Origin of the sequence: Butyrivibrio hungatei DSM 14810, assembly GCF_900143205.1 — a bacterium.
Lineage (GTDB): Bacteria > Bacillota > Clostridia > Lachnospirales > Lachnospiraceae > Butyrivibrio > Butyrivibrio hungatei.
Genome location: NZ_FRDH01000003.1, coordinates 73,262 through 91,861, shown reverse-complemented (window position 1 = coordinate 91,861; position 18,600 = coordinate 73,262). Strand labels below are relative to the sequence as shown.

Sequence of the window (18,600 nt, the reverse complement as noted above, 5' to 3'; positions counted from 1 at the left end):
AGGAGCATTTTATGAAGAATCCATTAAATAAAAGGCTCCTTAGAGAGCTTAGAAGCGATGTCGGAAAATACATAGTCATCTTCATATTGCTGGTACTTTCAATCGGTTTTGTATCAGGCTTCTTGGTTGCAGGTGACAGTATGATAACTGCATATAACGAAAGCTTTGATAAGTACAACGTAGAGAATGGTAATTTTAGGACAGAAGATAAACTTACAGATACTGAAAAAGACTGGATAGAAAAAGAAAACGTTACTGTTTATGAGAATTTCTATGTGGAAAAGAACTTTGATAATGAGACAAAGCTTAGGATCTTTGCAAATAGAGAAGAAATAGATAAGGTCTGTGTTATGGAGGGACGTCTTCCTAAGAAACCGCAGGAAATAGCAATAGACAGAATGTATGCTGATAACAATGACTTAAAGGTTGGAGACAGTCTTGTATCTGAGGGCAAGAACTATAGCATCGTAGGACTTGTGGCATTATCTGACTACAGTGCACTTTTTTATAGTAACAACGATATGATGTTTGATTCATCAGCCTTTGGAGTAGCAATAGTCTCTAAGGATCAGTTTAATACTTATAACGAAGATGATGTTGAGTACAATTACGGTTGGATCTATGACGTTAGACCTACTACAGAAGAAAAGGAAAAAGAAGCATCCGATGATCTCATGGAGCACATGGCCAAGAAAGTTACTTTGGAGAATTTCATTCCAAGATATCTTGATCAGGCTATCACCTTTACTGGTGAGGACCTTGGAAGTGATAAGGCCATGATGGAAGTTCTTTTGTACATCATTATTATCATTGTAGCTTTCGTATTTGGTATCACAATAAATAATACGATTCACAAAGAAGCTACTGTAATTGGAACTCTACGAGCTTCAGGATATACCATAAATGAGCTCATAAGGCACTATATGGCAATGCCACTAGTTGTTACTATAATCGCATCCATTATAGGTAATATCCTTGGATATACGTTTTTTAAGGACGTTTGCGCTGCAATGTACTACGGAAGCTACTCACTTCCAACTTATGTGACATTGTGGAATGCTGAGGCTTTTATCAGGACCACAATAATCCCAATGGTCATAATGCTGGTGATCACATATTTTATCCTTAGGAAAAAACTTGCGCTTAGCCCATTAAAGCTCATAAAACGTGACCTTTCAGGTAAGAAGCAAAAGACAGCGGTTAGGCTAAATAAGAAGATCAGATTTTTTGATAGGTTCCGCATTCGTATTCTTATACAAAATAAGAGTAGCTACATTATCCTTTTTACAGGTCTTTTATTTGCAAACATGCTTCTTTTCTTTGGTATGATGCTGCCACCACTTCTAGTTCACTATCAGGGAATAGTGACAGAGTCCATGCTGGCTAAGCATATATATCTTTTGCAGATGCCTGCAGGAGCCATAGATTCAAATGATGAGCTTTCAGCAGCTTTTTCATATACTTTTTTACAAAGTAAGATCACAACCAATAATCCTGATGCAGAAAAGTTCTCGGCCTACAGTCTGAAAACTACAGGAGAAGGTGGAACAAGAGTTGAGGAAGTTACTCTTTATGGTATTCAGGAAGACAGCAGATATATAGATGCCAAATTCGATGAGAAGATGGTCCTTATATCCTCGGCCTATGCGGATAAATACGGCCTTGGAAAGGGTGATGTCATTACCTTAAAAGAGCCATACGAAGACAGATATTATGGCTTTAAGGTTTCGGGAATCTATGATTACGACGGCGGAATCACAGTATTTATGAGTAAGAAGCATCTAAATGATGTTTTGGGCTATGACGAAGAGTTCTTTTCAGGATACTTCTCAGATAGCGAGATCACTGATATAGAGGGGAAATACATAGGAACGACGGTTGATGAGGAATCTCTTACAAGAGTGTCCAGGCAGCTCATGATATCTATGGGTAATCTCATGTACATGGTGGATGGTTTCTCAGTCATCATGTTCATTGTACTTATTTACATATTATCCAAGCTCATTATAGAGAGAAACGTGCAGTCCATTTCAATGGCCAAGATCCTGGGTTATTCCAAAAAAGAGATCGCAACTCTTTACATAATCCCAACAGCATTAGTTGTTGTAGCTTCGCTCCTTATTTCATATCCAATACTATCTTACGTGATGGTTGGCATATTCAGAGTGATGCTCAAAAAGATGATGAGCGGCTGGATGGTGATCTGGCTTGACCCTTCAGCTTATGTAAAGATGTTCCTGATGGGAATCATCACTTACGCAGTCGTTGCCATCATTGAGTACCGCAAGATCGGTAAGATTCCGATGAATGAAGCATTGAAGAATGTGGAGTGACGGAAAGTGAGCCCTAGGGACGGAGGTTGGAGCTCATTTTTCGGGAAAGCTCTGGTGTTCGATATCTGATAAAACCCATTGTCCCGAAAAATGAGCTCCAACCTCCGTCCCTAGGGCTCATATACGGACTTCAGGTACGGAACTTTAAGTACTAGCGAAATAAGGATTTGCCGATAACGGGTGCTTGGCCTCATTTAACATTCTAAATTGTGAGGGCGGGTACCCGGTACTTTTTTTAAAGGCTCTTGTAAATGCAGTAGAGCTGGCAAAACCTGACTGGAAAGATATATCAGTAATAGATAGCTCAGGATTAGACAAAAGAGTCTGAGCATAGTTAATACGCATCTGCTGTAGATACTGGTAAAAGGTCATTCCGGCGTATTCGCTAAAGATCCTTTCAAAATGATACTTGCTAAAACCAGCATATGTGGCGATGCTTTCAAGACTTATATTTTCAGCAAAGTGCTCAGAGATATAAGTACATACATTACTAAGTGAGATAGTGTTCTTATAAGTTGATGAAACCAAGACAGAATCTGTACCTCTAAAAATGTCTATGTTTTTGCTGCAAAAGGCAATAAACTGCAAAAGAATAGAGTAGATCTCAAGCTCGCCAAAAGGGGCAAGCTCAGTAAAGGCAACGACACTGTCGTCATCAACTTCTCCTTCTCTAATATGGATTGGAGGAGCGGAACCAAAATATAATTCCATGATACTGTTTAGATAATTGCAGACCTGTTCATAGATTTCTGGTGGACAGGTCTTTTTCTTTATATGCAGGGCTGGAGACATGAGGCGAAAGGCTTTGTCTATTTCTTTTAGTGAAACAATGCCTGAAAAATCTGCCTGAATATAGATTCTTGATCCCGGAGTAGGGGAAAAGATTTCGTGTAGAACTGCAGGGCAGATGAGGAGTATATCATCTATCTCTACGTCATAGGTTTGATTGGAGCATACAACCCTGTATGGTGCTTCCTTGGGCCATATGATCTCAACGTCAGTGTGCCAGTGTGGCGGGAAGTCGGTATGGAGCCTATTTATGAACATTCTAAGGTTGGTACCGATCTTGTGCTGGATGTTTTCTTTTGCGCTTGCTGCAAGGTCTAAGTCGCTTCTCATATTCTGTAAATTCTCCTGAAGTAGTTTTTGAGATGCTTAATAGGTTAAAAATTGCTATGGGTAAAATACATATTGCCTAAAAGCAATAAATGTATTTTGAAGATTAATGTGAATTATAACATATATATACTTAAAAAACGTGAAAAAAACCGACAAATTGATGCAAAGATAAGATGTAGCCACAAAAACTATTAACAATATACATATTATAATAGCAATTTTGGTATGGTGATTAGCAACTTTGCACAAGCCAAAAAAGGAGAATCATTATAAAGTTGTATTATCAAATGATCGATCCAATGTTTCGAAACAAGGATATTCTCAGAAGGTATGCAAAGAAACTTATAACTTTATTTAGGAGGATATTGTATGAAAAACAAATTTTTGGCTGTCTTGTTTGCATCAGTACTTGCTGTTACAACACTTGCTGGTTGCGGATCAAGTTCAGCACCTGCCTCAGGAACATCTGATAGCAAATCATCTGAAACAAAGACAGAGACTACAACAGAGACAACAACAGAGACAACAACAGATAGTGCTAGTGCTTCAACAGGTAAGCAGACAGATGGAAAGAATCTTCCAACTTTAACAACAGAGCCTTTAGAGATTCTTCTTTGGGATATCGCTACAGATGATCCTGGAAAATCAACGCAGGAAGCTGCAGTTCAGAGATTCATGGCGGATTATCCTAATATCAAGGTTACTCAGGTTCATCAGCAGAATGATAACTACAAGCAGCAGCTGGTTGTTGCTATGAGTTCAGGACAGTGTCCTGATATGTACATGCACTGGGGCGGCGGTCCTATGGCTGAGTATTACAAGTCAGGTCATGCAATCGATATCACAGATATGTATGCCAAATATGATCACCCTGAATTTATTGATGCTGCTATAGCACAGTCTTCATATGATGGAAAGCTTCTTGCTATTCCTTTCGGTGGACTTTCAGGATGCGATATCTACTATAACAAGACAATCTTTGCTGAGCAGGGAATCGAAGTTCCTGAAACTATCGATGAACTCGAGGCAGCTTGCGAAAAGCTTAAGGCAGCAGGCTACATTCCATTCTCACTTGCAAATGCTTCCAAGTGGACAGGTTCAATGTACTACATGTATCTTGTAGCTCGTCACTCAGGAAATGCTGAGTTTGATGCAGCTTATACACAGGAAAATGGCGGTTCTTTCAACAGCCCTGCATTCATCTATGCAGCTGAGAAGATCCAGGATTGGGTAAGAAAGGGATATTTCCCAGATGGTGTTAACTCTCTTACAGCAGATGATAACCAGGATAGAGCGCTTATGTATGATGGCTCAGCAGCAATGATGCTTCATGGTTCATGGCAGTCTTCAGGAATGAAGAACGACAATGAAGAGTGGTACACAGAGAACATCGGTGTATTCCGCTTCCCTGAGGATACAGAGGCTAAGGCAGCTGGTGTTCCTCAGAATGTTGAAATCGGAACAGCTATCGGTAACGGATTCTCATTCAACTGCTTCAAGGAAGATGGTTCTATTGACCAGGAGAAGCTTGATGCTTGCTATGTTCTTGCTACTCAGTACTACAACGATGATACATACAATCAGATGCAGGTTGCAGTAGGTGCAATTCCTTCAATCAAGGGCTACGGTGCTGATACTGTTGATGACCCTAACGATAAGGTTGTAGCAAACGTATTCTTTAGCGCATCAAACGTACAGCTTTGGTATGACCAGTACCTTCCAGCATCTGTAACAGAAGTTCACAAGAACTGCATGACAGAGCTCTTTGGTCTTGAGAAGACTCCAGAAGAGATTGGTGCGGAAGAAGATGCAGCAATGCAGAAAGCGATTGCTGAACAGTAAAGCAAAGGGGAATGTCTTTACTGAAGTCTTATAAAAGTAACTGCTCGCAGGAAATAAACTTCCTGCGGGCGGTTTTTCATAATCACTAGTTAAGATTGTTTCGTCTAATAGGCGGCAGGGAAGGAGCTAATGTGAGTAAAGGTAAAAAAGAAGGGCTTGCTCAGGCAAAAGCAAAGAGTACAGCCAAGGCAGCAACTGTATTCCTGTTGCCAGCGCTTTTGCTGATAGCAATATTTATCGTATATCCTGTAATAGATACATTTGCCATAAGCGGCTACAAATGGAATGGTATATCTGCAGACAGGGTGTTTATAGGCTTTGAAAACTGGAAAACTCTTTTACATGATGAGATGTTCTGGAAATCCTTCAGACACAATCTGACTGTAATGGTTTTCTCAATTCTTTTACAGATTCCTATCGGAATGTTACTTGCAACTTTTCTTGATGCAGGTGGTAAGAAGTTTAATATCTTTAAGATCATCTGGTTTTTACCATATCTTATGAGTTCTGTTGCAATCGCGTTTCTTTTCATATACGCACTTGCAACTAATGGAGGTATCATTTCTTCTCTTGCAACACTTATAAATGGTAAAAGAACTACTGTCGATCTTCTTGGAACATCTCCAAACGCCTTATTTACTGTTATTGGGGTAATGGCATGGCAATTTACACCTTTTTATATGGTTTATTTCATTGCCGGATACGGAAATATCGATACTGCTATATATGAGGCAGCTATTATCGATGGCGCCACCAGAGGCCAGTATATCCGCCACATTGCAATACCTCTTTTGGGACCTATCTTTAAGACTGCATGTACAATGTCACTTATCGGATCTCTTAAGTATTTCGATATGATCTGGAATATGACTCAGGGAGGTCCTTCAGGATCCACAGAGCTCATGGCTACATATATGTACAAGCTGTCATTCCAGCAGTTTAATATGGGATATGGTTCGTGCGTAGCAGCAGGAATGTTCGTTCTGATAACAGCTATAGCACTGCTCTTTAACAAAGTATTCAAGGTTAAGGAGGATTACTAATGACAATTGAAAATGAATATAAAAAGTCCAAGATCAAGTCAAGGATTGCTTGGACGATTGCTATTATATTTGCACTTATACAGTTAGTGCTTACACTTACACCATTTTGCTTTATGCTGATCAACTCGTTCCGCAAACAGTTCGATATGCTTCAGCAGGGAGTATTTCATTTACCAGATCCCTGGTACTTCCTCAATTATGTGGAAGTTGTAACCCACGGATTTTTCGGCTTCTTCTTTAGAAGCGTAGTGGTAGTTGGTGTTTCTTTGGTACTTATGCTCATCATTTCAGCCTTTGCAGCTTATCCACTTGCAAGAATGAACTTCAAGTTAAACCCATTTATATATGCAACCATAGTTGCTATGATGTCGGTACCAATGCATGTTACACTTATTCCTATCTTTAAACTTACTACAAACATAGGAATCTATGATTCACTTAAGGCTCTTATCGGACCATATGTAGCTTTTGCACTTCCAATGTCTGTATTTATCCTTACAGCATTTATGAAGACTATTCCAAAAGAGATTGAGGAATCAGCAGAAATTGATGGATGCAACCGTTATCAGAACTTTTTCAGGATGATACTTCCACTTTCAAAGTCCGGATTATCAACACTGGCAATATATAACGGTGTAGCAATGTGGAATGAATTTGCTTTTGCGAATACACTTATCATTACTCCTTCAAAAAAGACACTTCCACTAGCACTTGGTCAGTTCAAAGGTGAGCATTCACTTGATATTCCTATAATTTTAGCAGTTCTGACACTCTCAGTACTTCCTATGATCTCTCTTTTCATCATATTCCAGGATAAGCTGGTAAAAGGTATGATGGCAGGTGCGGTTAAGGGCTAATAGACAGCAAAAGAAAGAAGGTAATTATGACAATTTACGTAGACGTTAACGCAAAGCACGATGGAAATGGAAGTAAGCAGCTGCCTTTTAGACGAATAAATGAAGCAGCTAAAGTCGCATTACCAGGTGATGAGATAGTAGTTGCTCCTGGTGTTTACAGAGAATATGTAAATCCTGTTAATCCAGGAACAGAGGAAAACAGAATAGTATATAGAAGCGAAAAGCCACTTGGTGCAATTATCACAGGCGCTGAGAAGGTCAGCTCTTGGGAAAAACATGAAGGTGATGTGTGGAAAACCAGAGTAAAGAACAGCATCTTTGGTGAATACAATCCTTATACAACACTTGTTTATGGCGACTGGTATTTCGCTACACCAAACAAGCACACAGGCTGTGTATGGCTTAATGATGAAGCTCTTTACGAGGCTCAGAGCGTAGATGAGTGTATTGAGGCTAAAGTCTATGAATGTTCATGGGTTCCTGAGAAATCCACCAGAAAATGGTACGCAGAGCAGGATAAAGAAAATAACGAAACAGTATTTTACGCTAACTTTGGCGGAGCAGATCCTAATAAAGAAAACGTTGAGATCACAGTAAGACGTGAGTGCTTCATGCCGGAAAAAGAAGGCGTGGGATTCATTACAGTCAGCGGTTTTAACATCAATAAAGCTGCAACAACATGGGCTCCACCAGCAGCTTATCAGGATGGAATGATCAGTCCTCATTGGAGTAAGGGATGGATCATTGAAGATTGCGACATCTGGGGAAGTAAATGCGCAGGAATCTGCGTTGGACGCTATTTTGATCCTGAAAACAGCAACTACTACACAACAGAGCATTTAAAGAGTCCTACTCAGATGGAGAGAGATTCTGTATGCCGTGGTCAGTATTATGGCTGGTTAAAAGAAAAGATCGGAGGCCATATAATTCGCCGCAATAATATCCACCACTGTGAGCAGGGTGGTATTATCGGACGTATGGGCGGCGTATTCAGCATCATCGAAGATAACCATATTCATCATATCAACAATATGATGGAGCTTGGCGGAGCTGAGATTGCAGGTATCAAGATGCACGCAGCTATCGATGTAGTCATGCGCCGCAATCACATCCACCACTGCACAATGGGAATCTGGTGTGACTGGGAAGCTCAGGGTACAAGGATCACACAGAATCTTTTACATGATAATGAAAGACCTTCCTTTGCTGAGCAGCTTAAGGGCGGAATGACATGTCAGGATATCTTCGTAGAAGTAAGCCATGGACCAACACTTATCGATAACAATATCCTTTTGTCAGATGTTTCACTTCGCATAGCAACTCAGGGCGTAGCTATGGTACATAATCTCTGTGCTGGCTCCTTTACTATGGTTGGAGAGGGAACAACCTGGAGATACACACCATATCATATGCCACACAGAACAGAAGTAATGGGCTTTATGACTATTCTTCATGGTGATGACCGCATTTACAACAATATCTTCATCCAGAAGTGGCCTTCTGATGACCTGGTTCTTTTAAATGATTCAGAGCCTGACAAGAAGTATACAGAGAACAGAAAGGTTGGAACATACTGCTTTGATGAGTATCCAACTTATGACGAGTGGCTTCCACAGTTTGATCTTGATGATCCATATCCAAATATGATGAAGCATGATCAGTTCCACTTTGCACATCTCCCTGTCTGGATTGATGGAAATGCCTACTTTGAAGGCGCCAAGGGCTGGGCAAAGGAGAAGAATTCCTTCATCGACGGATCAGGAAAGGTTTATGTGGATGTAGTTGAAAAGGATGGTGGATACTATCTTGATACTAACATCTATGATGTACTTAAGGACTTCAAGGTAGATATGATTGATACTGAAGTCTTGGGTAAAGCCTTTGAGCCTCAGCAAAAGTACGAAAATGCTGATGGAACACCAATTACCTTTAACGTTGACTATCTTGGAGAGCATAGAGGTACAGACGTAATTCCTGGACCTTTTGCAACCAAAGAGGACGTGAAGAAGCAGATATTCTGATGTAGCCAAAATGAGCCCTAGGGACGGAGGTTGTGGCTCATTTTTCCAAAGTATTGAGTTCTAGGGATGCAGTGTGTGACTCACTTTTACAAAAATGAGCCACAACCTCCGTCCCTAGGGCTCATTAGGAGTGACCTTACGGTCACTCCTTTTTTTATTGTTACTCTGTACAGTTTTTGCAATTAAACAATCACTTTTGTGTGCTATTATAAAAAAGTGTTCAAAAAATTGTATATAAAGGAGCAGCAAGAATGAGACTAGAAGATATTAACATTAGAGATCCCTTTGTTTTGCCATATGGTGGAGTTTACTATATGTATGGAACCAGAGCTAAAACCTGCTGGGGCAAGGCAGATGGGTTTGACTGCTATACCAGTAGTGACCTTGTGACCTGGGATGGCCCTTTTGAGGTATTTCATAAGCCGGAAGACTTTTGGGCTGACAAAAACTATTGGGCACCTGAAGTACATGTCTATAAAGGATCTTTTTATATGTTTGCTACATTTAATTCTGAGGCACTGGACAAAAAAGGAACAATGATCCTTTCTTCTGATGATCCGCTTGGCACCTTCAAGATCCACAGTGAAGGAAAGATAACTCCTGATGAGTGGAACTGTCTTGATGGAACATTTTATCTTTCTCCAGATCAAAAACCTTATATGGTTTTTTCCCATGAGTGGATGGATGTGGGAGATGGACAGATCTGTGCAGTTGAGCTGTCGGAGGATCTTAAGAGACCGGTATCAGAGCCTAGAACTCTCTTTTGTGCTTCAATGGCAAAGCCCTGGGTAAAGAGCATAACCCACAGACTTTGGGATGGCCCGGTATATGTAACTGATGGCCCCTTTCTGCATAGACTTAAGAATGGAGAACTTATCATGCTGTGGGCTACCATGGCTGATCAGGGATATGCGGAGGGAATCGCAAGATCAGATAATGGGGATATTAGTGGCAACTGGACAGTAGATAATAAGCCACTTTTTGACAAGGATGGTGGACATGGAATGCTGTTTGAAACTTTTGAAGGAGAGCTTTTTTTAGTCCTTCATCAGCCAAACGAGACACCTCTCGAACATCCGGTGTTTATTAAGTTAGATGAAAAAGATATTTCCTGAATAATTTCATTATGACAGAGGTGGAGAATGTTTAAAGAAATTTACAAGGGTGATTTTGATGGTATAGCTGTTGGAAGAGTGTCGAGAAATCAGGACTTTACCAAGGCTCTTGGATTTTATCACAATGAATATCAGATCCAGTATATATTTGGCGGCCAGAGAAATTTCTTTTATGAGGGGGCGTGCTATCGCATGGTGCCAGGAACTATTACCATCATCGATAAGGCCAAGATTGCCAAGACCAATATAATAGGCGGAAGCAGCCATGACAGACTCCTTATCGAGCTTAAGGAGAGTTTTATTGCTCCCATGTGCGCCATGTTCGGGATAGATGCTAAAAGCTTTTTTTCTAAGTATCACGGTGTCTATCAGGTGGGAGAAGACGATCTGATCCAGGAAGTACTTGCTAACATAGAAAGGCTCGCTACCGGTAAAAAGGATAAAATGACGGCAGGCAGGATTAAGCTTGAAATTTTAAGGCTTTTTCTTGATGCCGACAGGTTTGAGCGGAGAAAACTTGGCAAACTGGATGATGTGGGAGTGAAGACTCACATAGAAAAGCAGAAAAGAGTTCATCAGGTTGCGGATTATATTGCTGAGAACTATGACAAGATCAGTTCAGTGACGGTGCTGGCTGAGCATTTCTATATGAGCAATGCATATCTTTGCCGCATTTTTAAGGAGGTTACTAACTTCACAATCTCTGAGTACATAAATCTATATAGGATAGCTGCCAGCAGGCAGTATCTTATGGACGAGAGTATGAGCATGGCTGAGATTGCCAACAGGCTTGGATATGACAGTCTTACTTACTTTGAAAGGGTGTTTAAAAAGCAGATGACAATAACTCCACTTCAGTATCGTAAGTCAATTTTAAAAGGGAAGGTAAATATAGTTTGAAAATTCTATGGGTTTTCACTTTATTGTCACAATTGCCCTAAAATATTGAAAATATTCCGCTGCAGTTATAAGATTTTTACAACAAAAGACGTCTTGAGGAAGTAAAAAAATAACTTGTGAGAGAAGGTAATGTCGTAAAAGTTCTATTTTTGAATAATTGCGACAGGGATATTGGAGGAAAAATGAAGAAAAAGTTAGTTAGCATAATGATGGCTGCAACAATGATCGCAGGTTCACTTGTGGGATGCGGCAGCCAGACAGATAGTACTACAGCAAATGACTCCCAGACTAAGGATGCTGCCGAGACTTCAGCCAAAGAAGAAACAGCTGCTACAGAGGATAAGGCTGAGGATACCAGCAGTGATGAGCCAATTACCTTGAGAATGGCATGGTGGGGATCTCAGGACAGACATGACAAGACTATAGCAGCGATTGAGCTGTATGAAAGTCTTAATCCTAATGTAACTATCGAGTACGAGTATTATTCCTTTGATGACTATTTTACCAAGCTTAAAACTTTAGTTGCATCTGATGAAGTATGGGATGTATTTCAGCTTGGAGGAAACTTCCCTATGTATATCGATAAGATATATCCTCTTGATGAGTTCATAGAATCTGGAGTAGTAGATGTTTCCAAGATATCAGAGGCTAATTTAAAGACAACAAGAGAGACAGATGGAACACAGCTTGGACTTACCAATGGAATCAACACCTATGGTATTGCTTATGACCCTGCTTTGTTTGAAGAAGCTGGAGCTACATTGCCAACAGATGATTGGACTTGGGAAGATTACCAGAAGGCTGCAGACACCATAACTGAAAAGCTTGGTATATTTGGTTCATCTACATTCCTTTCATCAGACTTTACTGCAGGTTGTTCTACATACATTGGACAGCAGGGAGATCTTGGACAGTACAGCTTTTTCAATCTTGATCTTACAGGAATGGGATTTGATGATCCACAGATGCTGGCACCTTTCATTCAGATGAGAGCAGATATGATCAAAAAAGGTTCATATCCTGACGCTGGTGCTTCTGCAGAGGTTACAAACATTGAAAATGACTTCCTTGTTACAGGAGAAGCAGCAATGGTATGGGTTGCTGTAAATCAGTTCCCTACAATTTACAATGCTTGCGCTGAGCAGGGAAGAGAACTTGCTCTTGCACCTCTTCCAAAGGCAGTAGCAGGTGGTAATTCCGGAACACTGATTCAGTCTTCACAGATGCTTTGTGTTTCACAGGATTCTGAGCACAAGGAGGCTGCTGCAGCATTTATCAGCTGGTTTGAAAATGACGTGGACTGCAATAATATCCTTCAGGCTGAGAGAGGAATTCCAGCCAATGAGGATGTAAGAGAAGCACTTTCATCATCTGCAACCAAAGGACAGCAGATCATGTACGATTACGTAGACAGTGTCAGCAAGAATCCGACTCCTAAGGAATACAATGTTCTTTCTCCTGAGGGACAGGATCAGGTACAGGACAATTACCTTAACTACATCCAGCAGGTTGCTAGTGGTGAGATTACAGCACAAGAGGCAGCGGAAAAGACCTACGCTGATGCCCAGGCAATTTTTAAGTAATGAATTTTTAAATCCTGCTCGTGTAAAAACGGGCAGGATTTTTTAGGACTTGAAAGGGGAGTTTTTTTACATGGAAGATACGAAGAAAACAAAAGCAGATTCCCTCAGTATGTTTTTGAATAATGACAATGTTGTAGGCCATGTCTTTGCCGCACCATTTATATTTGGATTTGTTTGCTTTTCCTTTATTCCAATCTGTATGTCTTTATATTATGCATTCACAGATTATTCACTTGGAAGCAAAATGGCAGTTTTTGTGGGGCTCAAGAACTTTCTGATGCTCCTTAAGGATGAAGTGTTCTTAAAATCAATCAGTAAAACCTTGCAATATGTTTTTATTGCTGTGCCTTTAAAACTTACCTTTGCACTCCTTGTTGCTTTTTTACTTACAAGAAAGAGCAGAATGGTGACCTTTTACAGATCTCTTTACTATGTGCCTTCTCTTGTTGGTGGTTCGGTAGCAGTGGCACTGGTATGGAAACAGCTCTTTGCCAGAAAGGGACTTTTTAATTCAGTTCTCATGGATATGGGGCTTAAAAAGATAAACTGGTTTGGAAGTGAGGCTCTTGCTATCTATCCGCTTATTCTCATGGCGGTATGGCAGTTTGGCTCATCCATGATCATATTTGCAGCAGGGTTAAAAGAGATACCTACAACCTATTATGAAGCCTCTGAAATTGATGGTGCCAACGGCTTTCAGAGATTCTTTAAGATTACCTTGCCATGCCTTTCACCTATCATTTTGTACAACCTTGTAATGCAGACTATTTCTGCATTTATGACCTTTACTCAGGCATTTATTATTACAGGCGGTGGACCTAATAACGCCACTATGCTCTATGCACTTAATGTGTATAATCAGGCCTTTAAGTACAACAATATGGGATATGCCTGTGCCATGAGCTGGGTCATGCTGATTGTTATGAGTCTTATCACACTTGTAATATTCAGAACTTCCAAGTTCTGGGTATTTAGTGAATCTGAAGGGTAGGGGGACAGTTGGATATGAGAGAAAAGAAAATAGTAAAGAAGGTGTTTTATCACCTCTTTGTCCTTCTGTTTGGCTTTGTGATGATCTATCCGGTTTTGTGGATGATAAGCGGTTCATTTAAGGATAATGCTGAAATATTAAGAGGAACCTTGAGCCTTATTCCGCAGTCCTCCAAGTTTTCCAATTATCACACCGGTTGGAAGGGCTTTGGCGGAACTACATTTGCAACATTTTTTAAGAATTCGCTTTTTGTAACTACAATTGCAACATTTGGAACAGTGATTTCATCGTCTTTGGTGGCGTACTCCTTTTCAAGGATAAAGTTCAGGGGAAGAAAAGTCTGGTTCACCTTTATGCTTGCAACCATGATGCTTCCGGGACAGGTTATTATGATTCCTCAGTATCTTATTTACTACAGATTGGGACTTGTTCCTGGATATGTGCCACTTATACTTCCATATTTTTGCGGACAGGCATTCTTTATCTATCAGATGATGCAGTTCATGCAGGGAATCCCAAGAGAATTGGACGAGGCAGCCAAGATTGACGGATGTAGCAAGTATGGCATCTATGGCAAGATCATTTTACCGCTTCTGAAACCAGCAATTGTAACGACTATAATAATTCAATTTTACTGGAAATGGGATGATTACATGGGACCTTTGCTGTATCTTTCAAGACCTCAGTCCTATACTGCATCCATAGCTATAAAACTTTTTGCAGATTCAGCGTCAGTTACAGACTATGGAGCAATGTTTGCCATGTCTACATTATCGCTGATTCCTGTTTTCTTAATATTCCTGTTTTTTAACAAATACCTGGTGGAAGGTATTGGAACAAGTGGGCTGAAGGGATGAGCTTATGGGAGAGACAAAAGTTGTTTTTAAGATTTCTGATAGATTATTGCAAAAGCTTTTTGACTCTGCAGAAGCCAAATGCAGGCAGAATATTAAATCTTTTGCCGGAAAAAAGGTTCTTATCGAAGGGGGAGGCTATAACAAGGTTTGGATAGAAACGCAGCCTATGGGTGGTGCAATGTACGGTAAAAGAGATCTTGAAGTGGCCTATAACAATCAGAAGATATTCATGGACAATCAGAGAAGCGACGGAAGGCTTCCAGGTAGCATCGAATATACAGGGGATAAATTAATTCCTCAATATGATAAATTTCAGGGGTTTTGCTTTCCTGGACCTGCTTTGGATGTCTACTATATGACAGGAAAGGATCCGGCATTTCTTGATCAGCTCTATGAGGTACTAAAAAAGTATGATGAATACCTGTGGAAATACAGAGATTCAGACAGTGATGGGTGCCTTGAGAGCTGGTGCAAGTACGATACCGGTGAAGATAACGCAGTAAGGTATGGAGATGCTCCTGATTACTGGGAAGATGAAACAGCTCCCCAGGGATATGAAGTTGTACCTATGGCTTCTATGGATTTTATGAGTTATTCATATGCTGCCAGAGATACCATGGCAGAGATCGCCAGGATAAAAGGTAACATGGAACTATATACCCTTCACAGGAAAGAAGCTGATTCCCTACAGGTTCGCATCAGAGAAATTCTCTGGGATGATAAAAAGGGAGCTTTTTTTGACAGGGATAATAAGCATAAACAGATGGAAGCCTTGATCCACAACAATCTCAGGATGATGTACTGGAAAAGTATGACCATTGAAGATGCCAGAAGATTTGTTGAAGAGCATCTTTTAAATGAAAAAGAGTTTTGGACTCCAATGCCACTTCCATCAGTTTCTATTTCAGATCCTTTGTACAGAAATGATGAGATCAATAACTGGAGCGGACAAGCCCAGGCCCTTACTTATCAAAGAGCTATCATAGCTCTTGAAAACTATGGATACTACGGGCTTATTCCAAAGCTTGGAAGAAAGCTTTTTGAGGCAATAGGAGAGGAATGTATTTTTGTACAGCAGTATGATCCAATAACTATGAAGCCTTCACTTATTGGAGTAGAGGGAGAGCAGGATGCCTATGGTCCAGCCATGCTGGCTGTACTTGAGTATATCAGCAGGATGTATGGAGTAGTGCTTAGCAGGGACAGACTCATCTGGAGCAGCGTTAAAGATTACACCGGCTACTATGAGCAGCATATGAATGGTCATGTATACAGAATCGAGCATATAAAGGATAAAGCATATGCGTTTATTGATGACAGGCAGATATGTTGCTTTGACAGGGGCGTAAGGTTGGAGACAGATATGAATGGAAAGGAACTATGTAGATATAATGGTCTATAATATTTTGGACTTTGGGGCTATCCCGGATGGGAAGAGCGTGTGTACAGAGGCAATCCAAAGAGCTATAGATGAATGTACCAAAACCGGCGGAAGGGTTTTGGTGCCAGCAGGTTCTTTTTTGTCAGGAACAATAAGATTAAGGTCTGATGTGGAACTGCATTTAGAACAAGGTTCCTGTCTTATATCCAGCCTTGATGAAAAAGATATCATAGATTATTTCAAGGATAGTAGCCATGACAATGGAGTTGATGGCTGGGAAGACGGATGCTTTCTGTTTGCTCTTCATGAAAGGAATATTGCAATAACTGGAACTGGAGTAATTGATGGTCAGGGTAGGAAAGTTTTTTATGACGATGATCCAGAGCATGCCAAAGAAGGAAGTCCACTGGCTGTTATCGGATTCAGGCCAAGAATGAGTTATCTGGAAGATGTGGAAAATCTCCTGGTATCTGATGTTACATTCTTGGATTCTGCCTTCTGGACTCTTCACCTTGCTGGCTGCAGGAAGGTAAGGATAGAGAATATTGTTATTGAGAATAATAAACGAGGTCCCAATACTGATGGCATTGATCCCGATTGCTGTCAGGAAGTGATCATTAGAGGCTGCAGGATCGTAAGTGGAGATGACAGTATTGTTATCAAGTCTACAACACCGATGTATAAAAGATATGGAGACTGCAGGGATATTATTGTAAGCGATTGCATTTTGTCATCTAATTGTTCTGGCATCAAAATAGGAACTGAGACCTATGGAGATATCCACGATGTTACAGTTAGTAGCTGTATTCTTAAGGATTGTATAAGGGGAGTAGGGATATGGTCCAGAGATGGTGGCGAAATATATAATGTTTTCTTAGATCACATCCAAGGTAATACCAGGAATTTCTGTGACTCCATGGTAAGGACTACAGGAGTCTGCAACTGGTGGGGAGAGGGTGAGCCTATAGCTATTACAGCAACAAAGCGAGAAGGCTCTTCAAAACTTCCAGGCAGAGTTCATGACATACAAATGGACCATATAAACATCACCTGCGAAGCTCCTATAATGCTTCTTGGAGAAACATATGCTCCTATAGATAATGTTTCTATCACAGAATCTTCTTTTCACTTCACAAATCAGTCCGGAAAAACAGAGATGATAGTCGATGAGCGTCCCTCTGAAAGGGGGAGATACCCCGTGAAGGCAACCTGTAAAATGCTAAGAAATGCACAAAACATCGAAATGGACGCTAAGATCGTAGTTGATGACAGCATGAAATCTATGCTGAATGAGCCCTAGGGACGGAGGTTGTGGCTCATTTTTCCAAAGTATTGAGTTCTAGGGATGCAGTGTGTGACTCACTTTTACAAAAATGAGCCACAACCTCCGTCCCTAGGGCTCATTTTTGTGAAAAAGTTAGCCATTGCTAACAAGAAGTGCTATGATTGAACGTGGAGTAAGAAAAAGTGTTAGCGTAAGGGATTATTATGGGAAGAAACGAAAAACAAAAAGGAACTCAGATACAGTTTACGATTCCTGGAAAAAATAACGAACATGAAGGAAAAATGAAATGGATAGTGTTAAATGAATGCCTGTATATTGGATATATAGATATTTGGTCAAGGTACCTTCCAGATAGCGTGTTCAGGTCTCCTTCTTTTAGAAAGCAGGGAACAGTTCCTTTTAAGATCAACTATTGCTTTAAGGGCAGGTGTGAAGTTGGGCTTAATTCAGGAACTACGACCTTTGTTACAGGGGATGAGATTGCCCTTGATTATGGAACTTCTGGAGATGGTAAAAAAGCATTCTTTTACCCTACAGCTGAGTATGAGGGAATAGAAGTTATAATCGTTCCATCAGAAAAGTTAAGCAGTGAGATTTCCATATTTGGCGCTGAGAAGACAGCTAATAATTTGATTGAAAAATTAAGTCATAGAAATGAGCCTGTAATAACAGTGGCAGATAAGCGTGTTAAAAGATGTGTTGAAGAGATAAAGGAAGACATACAGGGCGATTATGATACCAATCTTTTGATGGCAGACATAATAAAGCTTCTTCTTTTACTTGGAGACATTTCTTTTGATGCAGATAAGAGAAGGACCTACTGTACTCCTTCTCAGGTGGATATAGCTAAAAGAACTCTTGAAATCATAACAGAGGATCTTTCAAGCAGACATACTGCAGCAGAGCTTGCTGCAAAATTCGGGGTGAGTGAATCCTCTCTTAAAAACTACTTTAGAGCAGTCTATGGGAGAGGCTATAACGATATGATAAGAGAGATCAGGATGAAAAAGGCAGCAGAACTTATCATAAGCAGCAAGAAAAGTCTTGGGGAAATAGCTGAGGATGTTGGATATCAGAATCAATCAAGGTTCTCAGATGCGTTCTTAAAATATCACAAAGTTCTACCTATGGAATTCAAGAGAAGAAATTTCAAAGAAAAAATAAAATAACAACCCATTGCTAAAAAGGCTAAAATTGTTGTTTCGGCGTTGAAAAAAGGATATGGAGCAAATAAAATCAGATGATAGTGTTAGCGCTTGCTAACAAATGATAT

The 18,600-nt window shown here is 40.3% G+C and carries 14 protein-coding genes; 13 read left to right on the top strand and 1 reads right to left on the bottom strand.

The features are described 5' to 3' along the window. Positions 1–11 precede the first annotated feature (11 nt). A complete protein-coding gene (locus tag BUA02_RS00450; RefSeq protein ID WP_072700086.1) occupies positions 12–2,333 on the top strand; it encodes an ABC transporter permease in 2,322 nt (773 codons plus the stop codon). Positions 2,334–2,477: 144 nt separating this feature from the next. Here BUA02_RS00450 and BUA02_RS00445 read toward each other — a convergent pair whose 3' ends face one another. After that, the gene (locus tag BUA02_RS00445) at positions 2,478–3,452 is read right to left on the bottom strand and encodes a helix-turn-helix domain-containing protein (RefSeq protein ID WP_072700084.1); all 975 of its coding nucleotides are present in this window, start codon (positions 3,450–3,452) and stop codon (positions 2,478–2,480) included. A gap of 369 nt (positions 3,453–3,821) precedes the next feature. On the opposite strand from BUA02_RS00445, the gene BUA02_RS00440 reads away from it, so the two are divergent. The 12 genes from BUA02_RS00440 to BUA02_RS00385 all read left to right on the top strand — a co-directional run bounded on the left by BUA02_RS00440 (position 3,822) and on the right by BUA02_RS00385 (position 18,496). Continuing rightward, positions 3,822–5,294: an extracellular solute-binding protein gene (locus BUA02_RS00440; protein ID WP_072700082.1), complete on the top strand. Its 1,473-nt coding sequence runs from the start codon at positions 3,822–3,824 to the stop codon at positions 5,292–5,294. A 131-nt stretch (positions 5,295–5,425) separates the two neighbouring features. Continuing rightward, a complete protein-coding gene (locus BUA02_RS00435) occupies positions 5,426–6,337 on the top strand; it encodes a carbohydrate ABC transporter permease (RefSeq protein ID WP_071176435.1) in 912 nt (303 codons plus the stop codon). Next, the gene (locus BUA02_RS00430) at positions 6,337–7,194 is read left to right on the top strand and encodes a carbohydrate ABC transporter permease (RefSeq protein WP_071176434.1); all 858 of its coding nucleotides are present in this window, start codon (positions 6,337–6,339) and stop codon (positions 7,192–7,194) included. Before BUA02_RS00435 ends, BUA02_RS00430 begins: the two co-directional genes overlap by 1 nt. A gap of 26 nt (positions 7,195–7,220) precedes the next feature. Continuing rightward, positions 7,221–9,215: a right-handed parallel beta-helix repeat-containing protein gene (locus tag BUA02_RS00425; RefSeq protein ID WP_072700080.1), complete on the top strand. Its 1,995-nt coding sequence runs from the start codon at positions 7,221–7,223 to the stop codon at positions 9,213–9,215. Between the two features lie 251 nt (positions 9,216–9,466). Further along, positions 9,467–10,330 (top strand): glycoside hydrolase family 43 protein, encoded by an 864-nt coding sequence (locus BUA02_RS00420; protein ID WP_072700078.1) that lies wholly within the window; start codon positions 9,467–9,469, stop codon positions 10,328–10,330. Between the two features lie 27 nt (positions 10,331–10,357). After that, complete coding sequence (locus BUA02_RS00415) at positions 10,358–11,230, top strand: helix-turn-helix transcriptional regulator (RefSeq protein ID WP_072700076.1); 873 nt, start codon at positions 10,358–10,360, stop codon at positions 11,228–11,230. Positions 11,231–11,412: 182 nt separating this feature from the next. Next, on the top strand, positions 11,413–12,813 hold the full coding sequence (locus tag BUA02_RS00410; RefSeq protein ID WP_083572578.1) for an ABC transporter substrate-binding protein: 1,401 nt from the start codon (positions 11,413–11,415) through the stop codon (positions 12,811–12,813). A gap of 70 nt (positions 12,814–12,883) precedes the next feature. Continuing rightward, complete coding sequence (locus BUA02_RS00405) at positions 12,884–13,804, top strand: carbohydrate ABC transporter permease (RefSeq protein WP_072700074.1); 921 nt, start codon at positions 12,884–12,886, stop codon at positions 13,802–13,804. Positions 13,805–13,818: 14 nt separating this feature from the next. Further along, on the top strand, positions 13,819–14,661 hold the full coding sequence (locus BUA02_RS00400) for a carbohydrate ABC transporter permease (protein WP_072700072.1): 843 nt from the start codon (positions 13,819–13,821) through the stop codon (positions 14,659–14,661). Positions 14,662–14,665: 4 nt separating this feature from the next. Further along, positions 14,666–16,063, top strand: a complete 1,398-nt coding sequence (locus tag BUA02_RS00395; protein ID WP_072700070.1) for an MGH1-like glycoside hydrolase domain-containing protein — start codon at positions 14,666–14,668, stop codon at positions 16,061–16,063. Next, on the top strand, positions 16,029–17,342 hold the full coding sequence (locus tag BUA02_RS00390; protein ID WP_083572577.1) for a glycoside hydrolase family 28 protein: 1,314 nt from the start codon (positions 16,029–16,031) through the stop codon (positions 17,340–17,342). The genes BUA02_RS00395 and BUA02_RS00390 overlap by 35 nt, the downstream gene beginning before the upstream one ends. Positions 17,343–17,530: 188 nt before the next feature. Continuing rightward, entirely contained in the window at positions 17,531–18,496 is a 966-nt protein-coding gene (locus tag BUA02_RS00385) for a helix-turn-helix domain-containing protein (RefSeq protein ID WP_072700068.1), read from the top strand. Positions 18,497–18,600 lie beyond the last annotated feature (104 nt).